The 21,525-nt window shown below is 70.5% G+C and carries 17 protein-coding genes; 10 read left to right on the plus strand and 7 right to left on the minus strand.

The genetic code is table 11. The features are described from left to right. Nucleotides 1-26: 26 nt before the first annotated feature. The 3 genes from JOD48_RS05440 to JOD48_RS05450 form a co-directional block, all read right to left on the minus strand. Complete coding sequence (locus JOD48_RS05440; RefSeq protein ID WP_204807945.1) at nt 27-1,754, minus strand: hypothetical protein; 1,728 nt, start codon at nt 1,752-1,754, stop codon at nt 27-29. Nucleotides 1,755-1,915: 161 nt separating this feature from the next. Continuing rightward, nucleotides 1,916-3,022 (minus strand): DegT/DnrJ/EryC1/StrS family aminotransferase, encoded by a 1,107-nt coding sequence (locus JOD48_RS05445; RefSeq protein ID WP_204807947.1) that lies wholly within the window; start codon nt 3,020-3,022, stop codon nt 1,916-1,918. Beyond that, nucleotides 3,019-3,654, minus strand: coding sequence for an acetyltransferase (locus JOD48_RS05450; protein ID WP_204807949.1), 636 nt, complete (start codon nt 3,652-3,654; stop codon nt 3,019-3,021). The genes JOD48_RS05445 and JOD48_RS05450 overlap by 4 nt, the downstream gene beginning before the upstream one ends. A 205-nt stretch (nt 3,655-3,859) precedes the next feature. On the opposite strand from JOD48_RS05450, the gene JOD48_RS05455 reads away from it, so the two are divergent. After that, complete coding sequence (locus JOD48_RS05455; protein WP_191791604.1) at nt 3,860-4,813, plus strand: glycosyltransferase family 2 protein; 954 nt, start codon at nt 3,860-3,862, stop codon at nt 4,811-4,813. Nucleotides 4,814-4,888: 75 nt separating this feature from the next. Here the strand turns inward: JOD48_RS05455 and JOD48_RS05460 are convergent, their stop codons facing one another. Beyond that, nucleotides 4,889-7,126: a DUF6311 domain-containing protein gene (locus JOD48_RS05460; protein WP_204807953.1), complete on the minus strand. Its 2,238-nt coding sequence runs from the start codon at nt 7,124-7,126 to the stop codon at nt 4,889-4,891. Between the two features lie 186 nt (nt 7,127-7,312). Here JOD48_RS05460 and JOD48_RS05465 point away from each other — a divergent pair, with 186 nt between their 5' ends. From JOD48_RS05465 to JOD48_RS19870, 3 genes are read left to right on the plus strand one after another with little or no spacing between them, the layout of a single operon-like run. Then, nucleotides 7,313-8,440 carry a DegT/DnrJ/EryC1/StrS family aminotransferase gene (locus tag JOD48_RS05465; protein WP_307823984.1) on the plus strand — a complete coding sequence of 376 codons (1,128 nt, stop codon included), beginning with the start codon at nt 7,313-7,315 and terminating at the stop codon, nt 8,438-8,440. Between the two features lie 35 nt (nt 8,441-8,475). Further along, complete coding sequence (locus JOD48_RS05470) at nt 8,476-9,405, plus strand: NAD-dependent epimerase/dehydratase family protein (protein ID WP_191791599.1); 930 nt, start codon at nt 8,476-8,478, stop codon at nt 9,403-9,405. Next, complete coding sequence (locus tag JOD48_RS19870; protein ID WP_191791597.1) at nt 9,405-9,854, plus strand: acyltransferase; 450 nt, start codon at nt 9,405-9,407, stop codon at nt 9,852-9,854. The genes JOD48_RS05470 and JOD48_RS19870 overlap by 1 nt, the downstream gene beginning before the upstream one ends. Before the next feature lie 31 nt (nt 9,855-9,885). Here JOD48_RS19870 and JOD48_RS05480 read toward each other — a convergent pair whose 3' ends face one another. Both JOD48_RS05480 and JOD48_RS05485 read right to left on the minus strand, forming a co-directional pair. Further along, nucleotides 9,886-10,854: a Gfo/Idh/MocA family protein gene (locus JOD48_RS05480; protein WP_191791595.1), complete on the minus strand. Its 969-nt coding sequence runs from the start codon at nt 10,852-10,854 to the stop codon at nt 9,886-9,888. Beyond that, a complete protein-coding gene (locus tag JOD48_RS05485) occupies nt 10,851-11,948 on the minus strand; it encodes a DegT/DnrJ/EryC1/StrS family aminotransferase (RefSeq protein WP_191791593.1) in 1,098 nt (365 codons plus the stop codon). Before JOD48_RS05485 ends, JOD48_RS05480 begins: the two co-directional genes overlap by 4 nt. A gap of 209 nt (nt 11,949-12,157) precedes the next feature. Between JOD48_RS05485 and JOD48_RS20100 the strand changes: the two genes are divergently transcribed. The 6 genes from JOD48_RS20100 (at nt 12,158) to JOD48_RS05515 (ending at nt 20,474) form a co-directional block, all read left to right on the plus strand. Next, complete coding sequence (locus tag JOD48_RS20100) at nt 12,158-12,895, plus strand: DapH/DapD/GlmU-related protein (protein ID WP_204807957.1); 738 nt, start codon at nt 12,158-12,160, stop codon at nt 12,893-12,895. After that, a complete protein-coding gene (locus tag JOD48_RS05495) occupies nt 12,892-13,914 on the plus strand; it encodes a lysylphosphatidylglycerol synthase domain-containing protein (protein ID WP_204807960.1) in 1,023 nt (340 codons plus the stop codon). The genes JOD48_RS20100 and JOD48_RS05495 overlap by 4 nt, the downstream gene beginning before the upstream one ends. Before the next feature lie 29 nt (nt 13,915-13,943). Beyond that, a complete protein-coding gene (gene lhgD / locus JOD48_RS05500) occupies nt 13,944-15,137 on the plus strand; it encodes an L-2-hydroxyglutarate dehydrogenase (protein WP_204807962.1) in 1,194 nt (397 codons plus the stop codon). A gap of 100 nt (nt 15,138-15,237) precedes the next feature. Further along, the gene (locus JOD48_RS05505) at nt 15,238-17,277 is read left to right on the plus strand and encodes a DUF4214 domain-containing protein (protein ID WP_204807964.1); all 2,040 of its coding nucleotides are present in this window, start codon (nt 15,238-15,240) and stop codon (nt 17,275-17,277) included. 25 nt (nt 17,278-17,302) lie between these two features. Further along, nucleotides 17,303-19,198, plus strand: coding sequence for a DUF4214 domain-containing protein (locus JOD48_RS05510; protein ID WP_204807966.1), 1,896 nt, complete (start codon nt 17,303-17,305; stop codon nt 19,196-19,198). A gap of 58 nt (nt 19,199-19,256) precedes the next feature. Further along, entirely contained in the window at nt 19,257-20,474 is a 1,218-nt protein-coding gene (locus tag JOD48_RS05515) for a UDP-N-acetylmuramate dehydrogenase (protein ID WP_204807968.1), read from the plus strand. 101 nt (nt 20,475-20,575) lie between these two features. On the opposite strand, the gene JOD48_RS05520 is transcribed toward JOD48_RS05515, so the two are convergent. Further along, a complete protein-coding gene (locus JOD48_RS05520; RefSeq protein WP_225227277.1) occupies nt 20,576-21,478 on the minus strand; it encodes a L,D-transpeptidase family protein in 903 nt (300 codons plus the stop codon). Nucleotides 21,479-21,525: the final 47 nt, after the last annotated feature.

Genomic DNA, 21,525 nt, shown 5'->3' on the forward strand with positions numbered 1-21,525 from the left:
TCCCTGAGAGGTTCACTATCCGTCCCCTATGGACCGTTCGGACTCGGGAGAGGAAATGCGGACCAGTCCCCGCCATGGCCGACGGCGACCGGCGGGCCGAGGAGCTGCTGGATGCTCGCGGCGAAGGCGGCCGCGTCCTCATCGCTGTATCCGCGCCAGTCGACGTGGACGGCACAGAATCCGGCCTCAGACAGCTCGGGAAGTTCCGACGCGTCGATGTCTGCACCGAGCTGCTCCAGCCAGACACTGTCCGGTGTCTCCTTCATGGCGCCGAACGACCAGTACTTGGCAGGGTTCGTCAGAGCCGGAAGGAGATGTCCGTAGGCGCTCAGGTCAGCAACCGGCGGTACTTCCGGATAAGCCACGTACGGAAGCTGGAGCACCCCGCAGGTTCCAGGTAAGTCCTCGTTGAGATCTGCGGCGTAGCTGAGTCCGGAGTCCCGCTCCGTGATCCCGGCGCTCGACCATGCGTCGAACACCGCGCGGTAGGGCGTGACGGAGTCGAGGAGCACGATGGCCGCGCAGACCAGCGCTACGATCCACCCGCTCCGCGTTACTGACGGGAACATGTCCCGCCACACGACAGCCCCAGCCACGACGACGAGTGTGAGGACTACGGGAACGAGCCGGTCCCAACCGCGCAGCTGCGAGGAGATGCTCAGGGCGAAGAGGTAGTTGAGGCCCCACGGGACGAAGAAGAGAAGTGCTCCGGTCATCAGTGTGGTGACGAGGCCGAGAGACACCGTCCGACGTTCTGGTGTCGGAGTGGCGCGCGCGTGGGACCGTCGCCTCACGACGAGAGCCCCGACCACCGTGAACACGATCAGCAGCGTCGTCAGTACTGAACCCGAGTTTGCGTTCCACAGGACGCCCGACGTGTCGATCACGTATGCCTGGGCGTACGCCTCTTCGACGAATCGGACCAGGGGACCTAGACCAGGAAAGTCCGTGAACGGGGCGGGGAGCATGGTGAACGCCAGTGCTCCGCTGTACTCGACCGACTCGACTGGGGCGCGTTCCGCGACTGCGCTCAAGGCAGGGTTGGCGCGAGTCCATAGGGTGGCCGGGAGCAGCACTGCGGCGAGGACCAGCATGATCGTGACGGCGGGGAGCGCGCCTCGCAGCACCACAGCCCACCCGTCGCCCCGAAATGCTCGGTAGAGGCACGCGAATGCCACGAGGAGGATCGCGAAGCACGCATAGTAGATCCCGCTCGAACCGACGACGAAAGCTGCAGCCGCCGTGCCGATCAGTGCGGGGTAGTCGCGGGTCCGTAGCGCTTCCGAGAACCGGCCCGAGCCGACGAGCAGGGCGAGGGCGACGCCGAGGACGGCGGAGTACATCGTCGCGAGGTAGACGTGCTCGACACGCAGCCAGTGGTACGGGATCGTCGTGAGACCCACAGCGAGCACGACGGCAAGGGGGCCCCGCAACCCGGCGATGCGCAGCGTCCACAGTGCAGCGACGGCGGTGAGCGGGAAGGACGCGACGAAGACGAGGTTGAGCGGGAGGAACGGGTTCTCGGTCAAGAGGGAGAACCCTGCAGTCATGAGGTTCTGCGTGAGGTCCCCGGTCGGAAAGTAGGGGAGGTGCATCCCGTGGGGAAAGCCCAGCGAGTTGTCGCCGAACGGGGTGCCGTTGGACCACATGCCCGACATCGCGTAGGCGGGAAGCAGATCTCCATACCCCAGCGGTGCGCGCAGAGTGTCGAGCGTCCATCGAAAGACGTAGAAGACCGCGAGGAGAGACAGCACGACGACGGTCGCATACTCGCCCGCCGCAGCTCTCCGCTCCGTGAGCCAAGACTTGCCGGTGGAACTCGTGCTCGAGGAAGCTCCGGTGCCCTCCTCGGGGGAAACGGGGAGCTCCCCGTCTGGTGCTTGGCTGGGCAGGACGGTCGGGGCAGGTCGGGACGTCACCGGACGGGGGCCCCGGCACGCGCGGCAAGACGGCTCGCCACGTGCTCGACGTCGTCCGGCGTCAGCGCCAGGTGGGTCGGCAGGGAGATGCCCGTCGCGCCGAGGCGCTCGGCCGCAGGGTAGGACCGGTCCGGCTGGTGGTACGGGGGGAGGTGGTGCAGGGGGTGGAACACGGGACGAGTCTCGATCCCGTCCTCCGCGAGCTCTGCCATGACGCGGTCGCGCCTCGCGGCGTCGGCTCCGTCGAGGGTGACGGTGTAGAGCCAGTTCACGCGGCGCGTCCCGGGGCGCTGCTCGGGCAGGCTCAGTCCGGGGATCCCGCCGAGCAGTGCGTCGTACTGCTTCGCGAGCGCGTCCCGCGCGTCGAGGATGGCGTCGAACCGCTCGAGCTGGCCGAGACCGATCGCGGCGGCGACGTTCGTCATGCGGTAGTTGAACCCGACCTCGGGGAACCAGTACCGACGCTCGGGGTCCATGCCCTGTCCACGCAGCAGGCGCAGGCGGGCGGCGAGCTCGTCGTCGTCGGTCGTGACGGCGCCGCCCTCGCCCGTGGTGATGACCTTGTTGCCGAAGAAGCTGAAGGCGGTCACGTGCGCGAGCGATCCGACCCGGCGCCCGTCGACCTCGGCGCCGTGCGCCTCGGCAGAGTCCTGGACCACGGTGAGCCCGTGACGCGCCGCGATCTCCATGATCTCGACGATCGGGGCAGGGTTGCCGTAGAGGTCCACGGGGATGATGGCCTTGGTCCGCGGCGTGATGGCGGCCTCGATGAGCGCGGGGTCGATGTTCATCGTCTCCGCGTCCACGTCCACGAAGACGGGCTCGGCGCCGCAGTAGCGCACGGCGTTGGCGCTCGCGATATACGTCAGCACCGGGAGGATGACCTCGTCACCAGGCCCGATGCCGAGGGCCACAAGCGCGAGGTGGAGCGCGGTCGTGCCGTTGTTGGTGGCGATGGCGTGCTTGGCACCGCAGAGGTCGGCGAACGTCCGCTCGAACTCGGTGATGAACCTGCCCGCCGACGAGATCCAGGTGGTCTCCATGCACTCGGCGACGTACGCCTTCTCGTTGCCGGACAGGACGGGGTACGCGACGGGGATCATGAGGCGATCTTTCGAACGGAGCGGGTAGGGACGCCGACGACTGTCTCGCCAGCGCGTACATCGGAGATGACGACCGATCCGGCGCCGACGACGGCACCCTCACCGATCGTGACGCCAGGAATCACGCTGACCCCGACGCCGAGCATCGCCCTCTTGCCGACGGTGACGCTGCCCGCCAGGTGCGAGCCCGGAGCGATGTGGGCAAACTCGCCCACGACGCAGTCGTGGTCGACGGAGGCACCTGTGTTGACGATCGCGCCGGCTCCGACGCGGGCGTAGGCGCCGACGATCGCGCCGTGCAGGATCGCCGCCCCGGGACCGATCTCGGCGGTCGGCGCCACGCGGGCGGTCGGAGCGACCAGCGGCACGAGGTCGAAACCGGAGGACACCAGGTCCGCGCTGAGCCGGGCGCGCAAGGAGTTCGACCCGATCGCGACGAAGGCGTGGCGGACCCCCTGCTCCAGGAGCCCTGGGATGATCGAGTCGTCGCCGAGGTAGGGGAGCTCGCCGTGCTCGGCCGGGTCGTTGCCTGTGCAACCGAGAGGTCGGAAGGGAGCGTCGGGGTCCCAGGCGTCGATGCATGATCGCGAGTGACCGCCGTTGCCGACGACGACCACTGGTTGCGTTCCCACTCCGTCGACCATCGGCGGTTCCCCCTGTGCGCAGCTGTATTGTCCGGCACAAACCATACCGGAGTCCCGCACCGGCCCCGTATGACGCCTACCAGGGGACGTGCGCCGACAGAGCGCGGGACGGTAGCCTTCACCGGTCCCGGGCTGCAGCGCACCCGCGTCTCGCATGCCGGGAGCCCCCTTGAGGACGAACGGAAACGGCCCGATGCACGAAAGACGCCCCACCCTGTCCCTGATCATCCCTGCCTACGACGAGGTGGAGGGCGCTCAAGGCATCGTCGACTTCTATCGCGAGATCCGGGTCGCCCACCCTGCGCTGGACTTCGAGCTCGTCCTGGTCGACGACGGCTCGACCGACGGCACCGCCGACGCCGTGGTCGCACGGCTCGACGGCTCGGACACCGCGCAGGTCGTCCGGCTCTCCCGCAACTTCGGGTCGCACGCAGCCATCAGCGCGGGCCTCGCGCACGCTCGCGGCGATGCCGCACTGACGCTCAGCGCGGACCGCCAGGAGCCCCTCGAGGCCATCGGGTCGTTCATCGAGGCCTGGCAGGGGGGTGCACAGATCGTCTGGGGCCTGCGCTCGGTGCGGGCGTCCAAGGGCGGCACCCAGGACTTCTTCGCGACCACCTTCTCCAAGGTGTTCAACGCGGTCTCGACGGTGCCGACCTATCCGCAGGAAGGGCCCTCGCACATCCTGGTGGACCGGGCCGTGATCGACGTCCTGACGGCCATGCCCGAGGCCAACCGCAACGTGCTGGCCATGGCGGCCTGGTCCGGGTTCACGCAGGTGCGGATCTTCTTCGAGCAGCTGCCGCGTCCCTACGGCAAGAGCAAGTGGACCTCGGCCAAGAAGGTCAAGCTCGTCGTCGACTCGCTCGTCGAGTTCTCGTCGGCCCCGGTGCGCTGGATCCAGGTCGCCGGCTTCGGCGCGGCCGCGCTCGGTGCGGTCCTGCTGGTGGTCGCGGCCGTGGTCGCGCTCGTCCCGGGCGGGTCGAACGGGTTCGGGTGGACGATCAGCGGTCTCGTGCTGGCCCTCGGAGGGCTCCAGCTCGGGGCGATCGGCGTCGTCGGGGAGTACGTCTGGCGCACCGGCGACGACGCCCGACGCCGTCCCCTCTACGTGGTGCGTGGGGTGCACTCTCAGTCGGCCGACTGACACGAGCACCGAGGAACGGGAGAGGCTCCCTGCGACGACCGTCGCAGGGAGCCTCTCCCGTTCCCTACCGCAGGCTCAGCCGGCCGGGACCAGCGCGGCCTCGTCCTCGGGGACCGCGACGAGCGCGGGCTGGCACTCCGCCACGGCGGCCGACGGGACGGCCGTCGCGACGAGGCCGCCCAGGCCGTACACGCCCGTTCCGTCGAGACGCCTGATGTCGATCGGGGTCTCGGCCTCGCTGACCGGTCCCGACCAGGTGATCGTCTCGGTCGTGTTCGGCTCGACGGTCTGGGTGCTGCCGTCGGGGAACGTGATCTCGAGACGGACGTCCGCGGTGCCGACGCTGAACGACGTGCTCACGTCGTCCCAGCCGCCCTCGCGCAGGGTGACGATCCGCAGCTGGGCGTCTCCCTCGTCGTTGCTGCGCACACCCGGCAGGACGTCGATCCCGTCGCCCGGGTAGAGCATCGGCGGCCGGACCGCCAGATCACCCATCTCCTCGATCACGCCGGCCGGGCACGACGCGAGGACGTCGTCGGACAGCTCGTAGTACTCCCAGCGTCCGCTGTCGGAGGTGAAGGTGGGCTCGCCCAGGACCGCGCGGACCTGGTCGCGCAGCAACGGCTGCGTCGTGAGCGCAGCGGTGTCGAGCGAGATGCCGCTGAAGCCCGCCGCCCTCAGCAGCGGGACCTGCTGCTCGAACGGGCGGGCGGTCAGCCACTGCTGCCAGTCGACCGTGGGGTCGCCCTCGAGCCCGCCGAAGGACCACCGGGAGTCCGTCGAGTACAGGTACGGCAGGAACCCGTCGTAGATCGTGGCAGGCGAGGGGTCGAACTGCGGGACGGGGAAGTTCACCTGGGGGAGCTGGAACACCATGGCGTCGTCGCCCGCCCGGTCCTCGACCTGGCTCGTGAAGCTCGTGACGTCGTCGCGCAGGGCCAGGGCCGACACGGGATCGGGGCGCGCCAGGGGGGTGGTCTGGTCGACCACGCCGACGACGAGGACCAGGCCCACCGCGGCAGCCCGCCACCATCGCTTGCGGAGACGGTCCAGGGTGATGGCGATCGCCAGGAGGACGATGAGACCGATCACGACGTGCATGCGGCTCCACACACGGATCCCGCCACCGTCCAGGAGGAAGGACCAGATCGAGCCCAGGCCGCCGACCGAGTAGGCGAGCAGGCTCATCCAGAGGAGGCCGGCGAGGATGCGCAGGCGCGAGTCGGCGACGTCGGGACGACGCCGGAAGAAGAGGAGGATCGCCCACACGACGAGCGCGACGAAGCCGACCGCGGACACGAGGCCGAGGGCGGGGGTCTCTGCCGGGTTGGGGAACGTGGCGTCATAGCTGTTGCGCAGGGCCCGGAAGGCCTCGAACCGGTGCGCGGCAGCAGGCAGGAGCATCGCGAAGATCTTGCCGCCGTAGATCTCGGCGTCCGCCTGGGACCGCGTGATCTCGAAGGACGAGTAGCCGTACGGGTCGGGCGAGTAGATCGCGTCCACGACCATCGCGACCACGACCGACCCGATGAGGACCGCACAACGGGCCAGCCCCGTCCACAGGATCCGCCACGAGCGGGCTGCCATCGCGCCGCCGACCGCGGCGACGGCCACGATCATCGCGATGAACGTCGCGTAGTAGGCGTTCGTGAGGCCGATCACGAGGCACGAGACGAGCATGGCGACCTGGAACCAGGTGCGTCGCCGACCCGTGGCACGCGGGGCGACCACGAGCGAGAGAGCGACGATCATCCCCAGGGAGATCGCCCAGGTCGAGGAGAGGCTGAAGTGTCCGCCGGCCCGCAGGAAGTGGTCGGGGAGCAGGGGGAACAGGATGCCCGGGACCAGCGCGGCGAGCCGCCCGATGCGCAGGTAGCGGGCCGCGCCGACCGCGAACAAGGCCGCCACGGGGAAGCAGAGGACGACGTACCAGGTGACCGCGGCCCCTGCGCTGCCGGTCAGGGGGCCGAGCACCTTGCCGATGAAGGCGAAGAGGAACTCGTCGGTGACCGTGTAGGTGTGGCTGTTCTGGGCGAAGGGGGCCGAGAGTCTGCTGGCGTTCTCGTACCAGCCGTCCTCGATCGTCGCCTGGACCCAGGCGTGGAACGCCAGGGCGTCCCCGTGCGGGGAGGCGATGGCTCCCTTGAACGCCCAGGGTCGGTACGTCCAGAGCGCGACGAGAAGGGTGAACGCCGCGGACACGAGGTAGGGGAGCGATGCGTGCTCGAGCGCTCGCGACCACCATGGAGGTCTGGGCGCGGTGGTCCTTGCGGCTTCGGGCGCGCTCGGCTGCCCGTCGACGACGGTGCTCATGTTCTCGGTGGTCCCCACATCGTTCGGTCCGGCCGCGGCGTTCGGCCGATCAGCGCCCCAGCCTAGTGGGTCTCGCAGGGCGGGACAGGCCTGCTCAGGGTCTCGCTCCGCCCGACCCGTGCGAGACGGACGAGTCGGGCGCACTGATAGTCTGACGCGGTCTGATGGGAGGACGATGTGACGAGCGTGGCATTGGGCCAGCCGACCGTGGGTTCCGAGGAGCTCGAGGCGATTGCAGCAGTCTTCGAGTCGGGGTGGCTGTCCGGTGCCGGCCCCGCGTGCAAGGCCTTCGAGGAGCAGTTCGCCCGGACGGTGGGTACGGCCCACGCGCTCGCGACCTCCAACTGCGGCTCCGCGCTGCACCTCGGTCTCGAGGTCCTCGGCGCAGGGGCCGGCGACGAGGTGATCGTCGGCGACTACACCTTCCCGGCGACCGGCCACTCCGTGGTCTGGAGCGGGGCGACACCGGTGTTCGCGGACGTCCGGCCCGACATCTGGAGCGTCGATCCCGCCGCCGTCGAGGCCGCCATCACGCCGCGCACCGTCGGGATCCTCGCGGTCGACGTGTTCGGGCAGCCTGCGGACTACGACGAGCTCAGGGCGATCGCCGACCGGCACGGGCTGTGGCTCATGGAGGACGCAGCCTGCTCGGCCGGCGCCACCTACAAGGGCCGCCCGGCGGGGAGCCTGGCCGATGTCGCGACGTTCAGCTTCCACGGACGCAAGGGCATCACCGCCGGCGAGGGCGGCGCGCTGGTGACGGACCGCGCCGACCTGGCGGACCACGCCCGCAAGCTCCACACCTACGGGATCGAACCGGCGATCTCGCGCGAGGGCTCGCGCGATCTCCCCGTTCCCTCGTTCGACGAGGCCGGGTACAACTACCGCCTCTCCGACATCTCTGCGGCGATCATGCAGGTCCAGCTCAGGAGGCTGCCGGAGCTGCTCGCGTCCCGTCGCCGTGCCGCCTCCGCGTACGAGCACCTTCTGGGTGACCTCGACCTCCTCACGCTGCCCGTCGCGCTGGACGACCGTGAGCACCCGTGGCAGTCGTACGTGCTGACGCTCGACCCCTCGGTCGACCGCGGGGTCGTGGCGACCGAGCTGCGCGCTCGAGGCGTCCAGTGCAACTTCGGGACGTACGCCTCGCACCTCCAGCCTGTCTATGCGAGCACCGCTTCCTGCCCCGTGTCGGCCGACCTCTTCGCTCGGCACCTGGCCATCCCGATGCACGCCAACCTCACCGAGGCCCAGATCGAGGTCGTCGCCTCCACGGTGCGCGACGTCGTGACCTCACCCGACGCCCGCCGCTGATCGCGGCGGCAGAACCGAACCCCAGGAGCGATCACGTGGCGGAAAAGACCGTCTTCTTCACCGGCGGCGCCGGCTTCATCGGCCTGCACGTCGTCCCCATGCTGCTCGAGCGCGGGTACAAGGTCAGGATCTTCGACAACATGTTCCGCGGCGACCGTGACGCGGTCGCGCGTCTCGCGCAGAGCGGTGCCGTCGAGCTCATCGACCAGGACGTGCGCTACGGCGGGGCCGTCCACCAGGCCATGAAGGGCTGCTCGCACGTCATCCACTTCGCGGCAGTCTCGATCAACAAGAGCCAGTCGGACCCGTACGAGTCCATGGACATCAACATGATCGGCGAGCACAACGTCTTCGCGGCCGCCGCGGACCACGGCGTCGAGCGCCTGGTGTTCGCGTCCAGCGCGTCCGTCTACGGCGACCCCGAGAAGCTGCCCATGCACGAGGACGACACGCTCTCGCCGCTCACGCCGTACTGCATCTCCAAGCGTGCCGGTGAGGACCTGCTCGGCTTCTACCAGCGCCGCGCGAACCTGTCGTGGATCGCGCTGCGGTTCTTCAACGTCTACGGACCGGGGCAGAAGACGACGGCGTATTACACGTCCGTGATCAACCACTTCGTCAACCGCCTGCGCAACGGCGAGCCCCCCGTGATCGACGGCAAGGGTGAGCAGTCGATGGACTTCATCCACGTCCACGACATCGCGCGCTCGGTCGTCATGGCGCTCGAGGCCGAGCAGTCGAACGTGCCGATCAACGTCGGCACCGGGATCGACACCTCGATCGCGGACCTCGCCAGGATCCTGATCGACGCCGTGGGCGCCGACGTCGAGCCCGTCTTCAACCCGCGCGACGTGCTGGTCAGCCGCCGTGCGGCGGACACGACCCGGGCGAAGGAGATCCTCGGGTTCGAGCCGACGATCGCCGTGCGCGACGGCATGACGGACCTCATCCGAAACGGCGGCTGATGCCTCCGCGCACCCCGGGCGCGCTGCCGCCCAACCCCTACCACGAGCAGGCGTGGATCGTCGGCGAGCCGGTGATCGGCGAGGGAACGTGGATCGGCGCCTTCACCGTCATCGACGGCTCGGGTGGGCTGACCATCGGCGCGGGGTGCGACATCAGTGCGGGCGCTCAGATCTACACCCATTCGAGCGCGCGTCGTTGCGTCTCGGGACGACGGTGGAACGAGGTCGAGCGCGAGCCGGTCAGCATCGGTGACCGGGTCTTCATCGGTGCGGGGGCCATCGTGATGATGGGCGTGTCGATCGGGGACGAGGCCGTCGTGGGTGCGGGGGCGGTCGTCACCGCCGACGTCCCCCCGCGTACGGTCGTGGCCGGTGTCCCGGCACGGCCGGTGGCCCGGGTCGAGCTGCCCGACGACGACGGCCGCCCCGTCTTCGCCCCCGTCGACTGACGGGGGCGAAGACGGAGCGGCCGTCGGGCCGTCAGACCGTGAGTGCGCTGAGGCCGGCGTCGAGCGCCTGCTGGACGATCCGGTGAGCCGGGACGATCGAACGCCGCTCGACGTCGGCGTCCACCCGCCCGTCGACGAGGTCGACGAACCGGTCGAGCTGGGTGGCCAGCGGCTCCCGCCCGACGATCTCCGGCACCTCCATCTCGGTCGCCTGCCGGAACCCACGCCCTGACTCGTCGGACTCGATCGTGGTGTGCCGGTAGGACGTCACGCCGCGGCGCAGCAGGTCCACCTCGATCATCCGGTCGAGCTCCTGGATCATCAGGGTGCGGATCTTGCGCTGCCCGATCCTGCTGGCCGAGGCCGAGGCGATGCCGCCACCGTCGAAACGCAGGCTGGTCTCCACGACGTCCTCGGCACCCGGCACCGACGACGGGTGGAAGTGCCCGACCTCGACCGAGAGCCCGAGGGGGTCGCTGCCGCCGAAGATCTGGGAGATCAGGTCGACGTCGTGGACGAGCAGGTCCCAGCCCACACCGGTACGGATCCGCGGCGCGTAGGGCGAGTGGCGCTCCGCCCGGACGAAGCGGGGCTCCTCCACCATCTGACGCGCGACCAGGACCGCGGGGTTGTAGCGCTCGAGGAAGCCGCACATGAGCGGGGTGCCTGCGGCCTCCGCCGCGTCGAGCACCTCGTACGTCTGGGCGAGAGACGGGCACACGGGCTTCTCGATCAGGAGCGGCAGGCCCGCGCCGATCACGTCCAGCGCGAGCCGGTAGTGATGCTCGGTGGCGGCGGCGACGACCACGGCGTCGACGTCGCCGATCCCGTCGAGGTCGGCCGCCCAGCGGGAGCCGAGCTGGTCGGCCACCGGACGTCCGACGGACTCGGCGGGGTCGACGACGACCGCGAGCTCGGTGCGGGACGACTCGGCGATCACCCGGGCGTGGTTCCTGCCCATCGATCCCGCGCCGACGAGCGCGATCCGGAGGGCGCTCACGAGAGGACCTTGCGTACTGCGGAGGCGACGGTCTCGACGTCGTCCTCGCTCAGGCGCCCGTGGACGGGCAGCGACAGACAGCGGCTGGAGACGTCGTCGGCGACCGGGGTCTCGGAGATCACGACCCCAGGGTGCGAGCGGTAGCAGTCGTAGTCGTAGACCGGGCGGGGGTAGTAGACGCCGCTCGTGACGCCCTCCGCGCGGAGCGCCTCCATGATGCGGTCGCGCTCGTGCGCCACCTCGCTGGGCAGGAGGACGGTGAACTGGTGCCAGACGTGCTCCCGGCCAGGAAGCTGCTGGGGCAGGACGAGGCCCTCGACGCCGTCGAGGAGCTCGACGAGCCGGGCGGCGTTGGCGCGCCGGCGGGTCAGCTGCTCGGCGTAGCGGTCGAACTGGGGCAGCGCGACGGCTGCCTGGAGGTCCGTGAGCCGGTAGTTGTGGCCGGCGACCTCGTACTGGTAGCGCTGGCGCATGCCCTGGTTGCGCAGCACGCGCAGGCGGTCGGCGATCGCCGCGTCGTTCGTCGTGATCATGCCGCCCTCACCGCTCGTGAGGTTCTTCGTGGCGTAGAGGGAGAAGCAGCCGATCCCGAACGACCCGGCCCCGGCGCCCTCGAACGTGGCGCCGTGCGACTGCGCCGAGTCCTCGACGAGAGCGAGGCCCTGGCGGCCCGCCAGGTCGGTGAACGCCGTCATGTCTGCGGTCTGGCCGTACAGGTGCACCGGGAGGAGAACCTTCGTCCGGTCCGTGACCTGGGCCTCCGCGGACGCTGCGGTCAGGTTGAAGTCGGTCGCGCTGATGTCGCCGAACCGTGCCGTCGCGCCGGCCTCGAGGATCGCGTTGAGGGTGGCGACGAACGTGAACGGGCTCGTGACGACCTCGTCGCCGGGCTCGAGGTCCAGCACCTGGAGAGCAGCGACGAGGGCGGTCGTCCCGTTGTTCACGGCCACAGCGTGCTCGACGCCCACCAGCTCGGCGAACCGTGACTCGAGCTCGGCGACCACCGGTCCTTGGGCGATGATCCCGGACCGGATCACCCCCAGGACCTTCTCTTCAACCTCGGGGCCGAGCTCGACGACGGAAATCGGGATCACGTGGGCACGTCCTCACCTCTCGTTCCCGCGAAGCGGGAAGACCTCCTGGACGGCGCCGGAGCACGCGAACGAAGGCACTCGGACTACGGGTAGCATCGGTGCGGAACATCCACCGACGCAGCATCATCCTAGCGACCGTCGGCGCGCCCATCGTGCCCCCTTCTGTGGTGGTACGCGGATGGTCAACACTCGGGACGTAGGGGAAGTGCGTGGTAGCAGAGAAGATCCATCGGACGGCGTCGGTCGGTCCAGGGGTCGAGCTCGGGCAGGACGTCGTCGTCGGTCCGTACGCGGTGCTGACGGGGCCCATGACGGTCGGCGACCGGACGTGGATCGGTGCGGGAGCGGCCCTCGGCGGCCCGCCCGAGACCAAGTCGGCCCGGATGAACTCGGCATGGGTCGGTGACCTCGACCACGCCGGAGTCGTCGTCGGCGCGGACGTGGTGGTCCGCGAGAACGCCGTGGTGCACCAGGGGACCTGGCGACCGACCGTGGTCGGGGACGGGGTGTGGCTGATGAACCGCAGCTACGTCGCCCACGACGTCGAGGTCGGCGAGTCGGCCGTGCTGTCGGCGGGCGTCAGCGTCGGGGGGCACGTCACGATCGGTGCTCGTGCCAACATCGGGCTCAACGCGAGCGTCCACCAGCGACGGGTCGTCGGTCCCGGCGCGATGGTCGGGATGGGCACGGCGCTCGCGCGTGACGTCCCGCCGTTCGCGCTCGTCTACGGTTCCCCGGCCCGGCTCGAGGGGGTCAACGCGCACCTCCTGCGCCTGTGCGGATACTCGGACGAGGTCGTCGACGCCCTGCGACGCGCCTACGAGGCGTCGGACGACCTGACGGCCGTGACCGTCACCGACGAGCTCGCGCCCGTGACGGCCGAGCTCGACGCGTGGAACCTCCTCGTCGCGCCGCGTCCCGTGCGCTCCGGCTCGGCAGCCCGATGACCGACCAGCAGACCGATCCGCTCAACGAGGACACCGGCAGCGACGTGGTCGCACCCCCGACCACGAAGTCGTCGCGTGGTGCGCTCCTGGCCGTCGCCCGCGTGGTCCTGCTGGTCGTGGTCATCGCCGCGGCCGGGTTCACGCTCTGGCGCTACTGGGACGACGTGTCCGTCACGGTCCAGGCGATGTCGTGGACGAGCCTCGTCCCGGCGACCCTGCTCGTGGCAGTGGGGATCGCGTGCGGGACCCTGAGCTGGCAGGTCCTGGTCGACGACCTGGGCAAGCCGATCGGGGCCCGTCGCGGCTCGCAGATCTTCCTCGTCGGGCAGCTCGGGAAGTACCTGCCCGGGTCGGTCTGGGCGTACGTGCTCCAGCTCGAGCTCGGGCGTCGAGCCGGGCTCGCGCGCGCACGTGTCTTCGCGGCCACGGTCTTCTCGCTCGCGGTGGCCGTCGTGGCCGCGCTCGTCGCGGGCGCCCTCGCCCTCCCGGAGCTCATGCAGGAGGATCCTTCCCTGGGCTGGATGCGCTGGCTCTACCTGCTGCTGCCCGTCGGTCTCGCCTGCCTCCACCCCAAGATCCTCACCGCGCTCGCGACGTTCGGCTTCCGGGTGCTGCGACGGCCTCGCCCGCCGCACCCGGTCCGGCTGCGGACGGTCCTCCACTCGCTGGCCTGGGCGCTCGGCTCCTACACGTGCTACGGCGTGCACCTGTGGCTCCTCGCGGGAACCCCCGACGGTGCGGGCCTGCGCCCGCTCGCCCTGTGCATCGGCGCCATGGGCATCGCGATGGTCTCCGGCCTGTTCGCCTTCGTGCTGCCGTCGGGCGCGGGCATCCGCGAGCTCGTGATCGTCACGGCACTGGCCCCGATGGTGGGGACCGGCCCCGCCGTGGCCGCCGCGGCCGTGTCGCGGGTCATCTTCACACTTGCCGACCTCGCGATGGCGGGCGGTGCGGCCGGTCTTGCGGTGATCGCGCGGCGCCGCGAGGGGCGGTACATCGGCGACGACGGACTCACCTGATCCGCCGTCGCCCCGACAAGGAGGTTCAGATGGCACGCGTGGTCGTGGTGGGTGCAGGGATCGTCGGACTGGCGGTCGCTCGGCAGCTCGCCGCACGGGGGGACGACGTCGTCGTCCTCGACAAGGAGGACGCTCTCGCCAGCCACCAGACGGGACGTAACTCCGGAGTGATCCACTCCGGCCTCTACTACACGCCTGGTAGTGCGAAGGCCCGGATGTGCGCTGCGGGTGCACGCTCGATGACCGAGTTCGCCCGGGAGCGAGGGGTCCCCTTCGACATCTGCGGCAAGCTCGTCGTCGCGGTCGACGAGAGCGAGCTCCCCAGCCTTCGGCGGATCGAGGAGCGGGCGCGCGCGAACGGTGTACCGGTCACGATGCTGACTCCCGAGCAGGCCCGCGAGCACGAGCCGTACGTCCGGTGCGTGGCCGCGCTGCGTGTCGAGTCGACCGGGATCATCAACTACCTCGGCGTGTGCCGGGAGCTGGCGGCCGACGTCGCCGGTGCCGCAGGCGGAGAGGTGCGGCTCGGGGAGAGCTTCGTCTCCGCAGAGACCACGCCGCACGGGGTGCGCGTGACGACCGATCGCCAGGTGCTCGAGGCCGACGCCCTGGTCACGTGCGCCGGCCTCCAGAGCGACCGGGTGGCCGCCGCCTCGGGCGTCGACCCGGAGGTGCGGATCGTCCCCTTCCGGGGCGAGTACTTCGAGCTGACCCCCGAGCGCGAGCACCTCGTCCGCGGGCTCATCTACCCGGTGCCCGACCCGCGCTTCCCGTTCCTCGGTGTGCACCTGACGCGGTCGGTCTCGGGCGGCGTGCACGTCGGCCCGAACGCGGTCCTCGCCCTCGCCCGTGAGGGGTACCGGTGGCGCGACGTCGTCGTGGGCGACGTGGTCGACTCTCTGACGTGGCCGGGGCTGTGGCACCTGGGTGCACGCAACGTCGTCCCCGGTGCCCAGGAGGTGCTCCGGTCCTGGTCGAGGCGGCGATTTGCGGCCAGCCTGTCCCGGCTCGTCCCGGGCATCGAGGCCAAGGATCTCACCCGCGCGCCTGCGGGTGTCCGCGCGCAGGCGATGCGTCGCGACGGTAGTCTCGTGGACGACTTCCTGATCCAGTCCGACGCGCGCCAGGTACACGTCCTGAACGCCCCGTCCCCTGCTGCGACCTGCGCTTTTGAGATCGCCGAGCACATCGTGGGGCGCGTGGACGAGCACTTGATCCACTGATCGGACTCGACGGGTGGCGTACCGCGTGCGGGCCTTCCGCAGCGCGGACCGAGTTGCCGCCGGGGACCTGCCCGATGGTCGAGTGTGAGGGTAGCTGACGATGAAGTACTCACGAGCAGGAGTCTCGGGGATCGCCGTGCTGGCGCTCCTCGTCGGGGGCGGCACAGCGTCTGCGAGTACCGTCGCGCAGCTGTCGTCGACGCTCGGCGCCGAGAACCAGGTCACCGACGGGATCACCTCGTCGGAGCCGTCGGTGACCGAGGTCCCGCTCGACGTGGTCGCGGTGCAGGCAGGGGGCGCTGCCGCTCCCGACGCCGAGGCCGACGCCGGGTCCCGAGCACAGGAGGGGCCCGCCGAGGGCGTGGAGTCCGTCCCCGCGGACGGAGGCCAGGTCACCGTGGAGGCCCAGGTCGCGGACGACAGGATCGAGAGTCCGGTCCTGGAGTCCGACGGCTTCCAGACCCTCGGGGTCACGTGGCCAGACGGTGCCGCCCCTGAGGGGATCGCGGCGCAGGCTCGGACCCGGTCGGTCGACGGGGAGTGGACCGCCTGGGTGGACCTCGAGATCTCCGACGACGCTCCCGACCAGGGGACGGCCGAGGCCGAACGCGAGCTGCGTGGCGGGACGGCACCGCTGTGGGTCGGTGAGGCCGACGCCGTCCAGCTGGCGTTCTCGGCCGAGGCGGAGGGGGTCCCTGACGTGACGCTCGCTCTCGTCGACTCCCCGGCCGACGAGAGCGCATCGGCGACCGTCCAGAGCAGCAGCACCGTTCCGAGCGGCAGCAGCACGACTCCGAGCGGCGTCGCACAGTTCTCCACGGCGCAGTTCTCCGCCGCACAGTTCTCCGACGCGGCCCTCACCGGAGCCGTCGAGGGCTCGGTCCGGGCGGCCGCCGTCCCCACCGTCATCACGCGTGCGCAGTGGGGGGCTGCGGCGCCGATCTGCACGCCTGACACCGCCGCGGCCCTGGTCGGTGCGGTCGTGCACCACACGGCTGGACCGAACGGGTACTCGACGGTCGCGCAGGCGATGCAGCAGATTCGCAACGACCAGAAGTACCACCAGGCGACGCGAGGCTGGTGCGACCTGGGGTACAACTTCATCGTCGACAAGTGGGGGAACATCTACGAGGGCCGTGGGGGAAGCCTCACCTCTGCCGTGATCGGCGTGCACGCCGGCGGTTTCAACACCGGCACGGTCGGGATCTCGATGCTCGGCAACTTCCACGGCCCCGCCGGCGGGATGGCCACGACCCCCGCCATGATCGACGCGGTCGGTCGGATCGCCGGTGCCCGGCTCGGTGCGTACAACATCAACCCGCAGGGGTGGTTCACCTACCGGACCCTCGGCGGGGAGAACTCGAAGTACCCTGCCGGGTCCAACGTTTCCCTGCCACGGATCTTCGGTCACCGGGACACGGCGTACACGGCCTGCCCCGGCGACTACGGATACGCGCAGCTGGACAACATCCGCGCGATCGCGCTCGCCCACTCGGACCCGCAGGCGTATGCCGCTGCGCAGTCGGTGGTGAAGGCGTTGTACACGGATCTGTTGGGTCGTGGTCCGGATCCGACGGGGTTGGAGGGTTGGTCTGCGGCGTTGGTGTCGGGTGCGGGGCAGCCTGAGCTGGTGGCGTCGTTGACGCGTAGTCAGGAGTATGTGGCGTTGCGTGTGTCGAACGCGTACATGGAGGCGTTGGGTCGTGGTCCGGATCCGGTGGGTGCGCAGGACTGGGCGCGGGAGATTCATGCGGGGCGGGCGACGGTTGATGATGTGAAGCGTCGGTTCTACGACTCGTCGGAGTTCTTCGCGCGGGCTGGTGGGACGCCGCAGGGTTATGTGCAGGTGTTGTATCAGACGATGTTGGGTCGGGGGGCTGCGCCGTCGGAGATCGATGCGTGGGTGAAGGTCATGGAGGTCAGGGGTCGTTCGCGGATGGTGGACGAGCTGTGGTTCTCGATGGAGGCTGCGCGGATGCGTGCGGGTGGTTACTACTCGACGTTCTTGCAGCGTGGTCCGGATCCGACGGGGTTGACGGCGTGGGCGCAGGTGTTGTTGTCGCACGGTGAGGGGGCGGTGCGTGTGGGTATCGCGGGCAGCTCCGAGTACCGGGCGTTGGCACAGACGCGTTTCCCCTGAGCACCCACCACTCTTGGAGCAGTTCATGACCCGCACGTCATCTCGGCCCTTCGCCGTCGCGCTCGCAGCTGCGCTGGCCTTGGCACTCACCGGGGTCGGACTGACCCCGCCGGCCCCCGCGGCAGCGACCGTCGCGACCTCCGACTTCGGGGAGGGGACGGTGTCGTTCGTCGGTCACGGCTACGGTCACGGTCGGGGGATGGGCCAGTACGGCTCGCTCGGCTACGCCGTCGACCACGGGTGGGACTACCAGCAGATCCTGGACCACTACTACGGCGGCACCGCCACGACGGGCGGCGCACCGGCCACCATCTCGGTGGAGCTCCTCGCGCACACCTCTTCGCTCACGGCGATGGGGCGTGGCCTCGTCGTCAACGGCTTCCCCCAGGCCGAGACCGGGTCGGCGGGCAGTGCCGTCCGTGTGCTGCCGAAGTCGAACGGCGCGTTCGACGTCTACGTCGGGCCGTCGTGCTCCGGCCCCTGGAGCGCCGCCGGGTCGTCTGCGACGGTCGAGATCTCCACGAGCTCGCCGAGCGACGTCTCGCGATATGTCCGCACCTGCGAGTCGGGTGGCGAACGGTCGTACCGCGGCACGCTCAGCGTTCGCCGCAACCAACGGACCGCCGGGCTCATGGTGGTCAACAACGTGGCGACCGAGGACTACCTGCGCGGAGTGGTGCCGCGTGAGTCGCCCGACGGTTGGGGGGCTCGTCCGAACGGGTTGGAGTCCCTGAAGGCCCAGGCCGTGGCGGCACGTTCGTACGCGCTCTCGCAGCAGAGCGCTCGTCCTTCCGGCGCGCAGACGTGCGACACGACGACCTGCCAGGTGTATCTCGGAGCGGCCTACCAGCCCAACGGTGGAGCCCGCACCAGCCTCGACGGCCCCAACGCCGACCGGGCGATCGCAGCGACCGCGGGCCAGGTCCGGTACCGTCCGGGCTCGGTCCCGGTGCAGATCGTCCGGACCGAGTTCAGCTCGTCGACCGGCGGGTGGACGGCTGGCGGGACCTTCCCCGCGGTCCAGGACGTCGGTGACGCGACCGCGTCGAACCCGAACAGCACGTGGTCCGTCTCGTTCACGCTCTCGGACGTCGCCAAGGCCATGGGGACGGGCCCCATCACCAGGTTCGACGTGACCCAGCGCAACGGGCTCGGTGCAGAGGGCGGGCGCGTCCTCCAGGTGGCAGTGACCGGGGGCGGGACGACGCGCACCTTCACGGGCAACCAGGTCCGTACCCTGCTCGGGCTCAAGAGCGACTGGTTCACCCCGACGCTGACCCAGGGCGGGGAGGCCGCTGCGCAGTCGGTGGTGAAGGCGTTGTACACGGATCTGTTGGGTCGTGGTCCGGATCCGACGGGGTTGGAGGGTTGGTCTGCGGCGTTGGTGTCGGGTGCGGGGCAGCCTGAGCTGGTGGCGTCGTTGACGCGTAGTCAGGAGTATGTGGCGTTGCGTGTGTCGAACGCGTACATGGAGGCGTTGGGTCGTGGTCCGGATCCGGTGGGTGCGCAGGACTGGGCGCGGGAGATTCATGCGGGGCGGGCGACGGTTGATGATGTGAAGCGTCGGTTCTACGACTCGTCGGAGTTCTTCGCGCGGGCTGGTGGGACGCCGCAGGGTTATGTGCAGGTGTTGTATCAGACGATGTTGGGTCGGGGGGCTGCGCCGTCGGAGATCGATGCGTGGGTGAAGGTCATGGAGGTCAGGGGTCGTTCGCGGATGGTGGACGAGCTGTGGTTCTCGATGGAGGCTGCGCGGATGCGTGCGGGTGGTTACTACTCGACGTTCTTGCAGCGTGGTCCGGATCCGACGGGGTTGACGGCGTGGGCGCAGGTGTTGTTGTCGCACGGTGAGGGGGCGGTGCGTGTGGGTATCGCGGGCAGCTCCGAGTACCGGGCGTTGGCACAGACGCGTTTCCCCTGAGCACCCACCACCCGTCGAGCACGCAGGGGGAGCGGCGGTCTGCGCCTACGCTGGACCCATGACCGCCACCTCCCCGCGCCGCGCGTCCGCCGTCGAGTCCGTCACCGAGGCCACTGCTCCCGGACCCCGAGAGGTGCTCGAGCAGCCGACGCTCGCCGAGCTCACGACGCTGCGCGTCGGGGGCCCCGCCGACGCGTACGTCGAGGCCACGACCGAGGCCGAGCTCGTGGACGCTGTCCGGGCGGCCGACGACGCGGGCGAGCCGCTCCTCGTGATCGGTGGCGGGTCCAACCTGCTCGTGAGCGACGAGGGCTTCGGTGGGGTCGTGGTGCGCGACGTGCGCGCCGAGATCCGCATCGACGCCGAGGACACGTGCGGCGGCGGGAGCCTGACCGTGACGGCCGGCCAGGACTGGGACCAGCTCGTGGAGCGGGCCGTGGCCCAGGAGTGGGTCGGGGTCGAGGCGCTGTCCGGCATCCCCGGCACCGTCGGGGCTGCGCCCGTCCAGAACATCGGCGCGTACGGCCAGGAGGTCGCCGGGGTCGTTGCCTCGGTGCGCGTGTGGGACCGTGCGCAGTCGCGGATCCGGACCCTGGCGCTGGTCGACCTCGACTTCGGATACCGCACGTCGGTCCTCAAGCGGAGCATGCACGCCTCGCCCGACGGTGGCGACATCTGGTACCCGTCCCCGCGCTACGTCGTGCTCGAGGTCAACCTCCAGATGCGCCTCGGGACGCTGTCCGCACCGATCGGCTACCCCGAGCTCGCGCGACGGCTCGGCGTGCAGGTCGGCGAGCGCGCGCCCAGCGCGGACGTCCGCGCGGCGGTCCTGGAGCTGCGGGGTGGCAAGGGCATGCTGCTCGACGACCCCGCGGCCCCCGACCACGACCGGTGGAGCGCCGGCTCGTTCTTCACCAACCCGGTCGTCGCCGCTGACCTGGCGGACCTCCTGCCGGCCGACGCCCCGCGCTTCCCCGTCCGTTCGGCCCTCCCGGCCCGCACGACGGGGCCGAGCCTCGGCGAGATCGACCCGACGCTCGTCAAGACGTCCGCGGCCTGGCTCATCGAGCACGCCGGGTTCACCAAGGGGTTCGGGGTGCACGGCCCGGCGAGCGCCGCGACGCTCTCGACCAAGCACACGCTCGCGCTCACCAACCGCGGCGGTGCGAGCGCGGCGGAGGTCGTCGAGCTTGCGCGGGCCGTGCGCGACGGCGTGCTCGACGCGTTCGGGATCGAGCTCGTCCCGGAGCCCGTGCTCGTGGGCGTCGCGCTCTGAGGTCGCTCCGCGCTCACCGGGAGGCGACGGGCTACGTCGAGGGAGGGCCTGGAGGCCTCCGGCTCGACGCCGGTCCTCGATCTCGTGGACCGGCAGGACCCTCAGTAGACCAGCACGGTCGTGCCCGGAGGGGCGCCCCAGGAGTCCCAGATCCAGTTCATGGCGGCGTTGGTGACCCGCACGCACCCGTGGGACGCGGGGCTCGGAGGCACCGAGCCCGAGCCGTGCACCGCGATCCCGCCGGTGAAGAACTTGGGTCGCCACATGCTGCCGAGCTCGAGCGATGACTCGTAGTTGGCGTCGACCTGCCGCCCCACCTGGAAGGTGCCGCGCGGGGTCTTGGCGACGTACGTCCGGCCCTTGGCCTCGTACCGTTCGCCGTTGCCCGAGGACGCGTTGAAGACCTTGACGACCTGCCCGTCGTCGACCGCGAGGACGAGCTGGCGGGCGATGTCGATCTCGATCACGTGACCTGAACCGCTCTGCGCTGCGGGGCGCACCCCCTGGTCGAGCGCGGCCTGCGTGGCGGGACCCACGCGGCCGTCGCGGCTGATGCCCGCAGCCTTCTGCAGCGCCCACACGGCCTGCTGGGTGCCCGAACCGAACACGCCGTCGGGGGCGGCACCCCAGTAGCCCAGGTCGACGAGCCGCTGCTGGAGCGCCGTGACCCGCTCGCCCGTGCTGCCACGGACGAGCTCGACGGTCGCGGGGTCGGGCTCGACCGGCGGGGGTTCGACGGGCGGGGGCTCGACAGGAGGAGGCTCGACGGGCGGGGGAGGGGTCGGGACGACGGTGGGCGTCGGGAGGGGCGTCGGCGTCGGCGTCGGGGAAGGTGACTCGCTCGGTGTCACAGAGGGGCGTGGCGTCGTGTGCGGGGACGACGACGCCGGTCCCGCCCCGCCGTCGACCCGAGGTCCGAGCGCGTCGCACCCGCCCACGAGCAGCATCGTGAGCACCGCGGCCGTCACCGCTGCCCATCTCGTGCCGGTCGGTCGATCCGTCATGCGTGCTCCCCCTCGACGTGGGATCCTCCGCAGACCCCGAGTGACCA

The sequence above is a fragment of the Oerskovia paurometabola genome (assembly GCF_016907365.1).
Classification (GTDB): domain Bacteria; phylum Actinomycetota; class Actinomycetes; order Actinomycetales; family Cellulomonadaceae; genus Oerskovia; species Oerskovia paurometabola.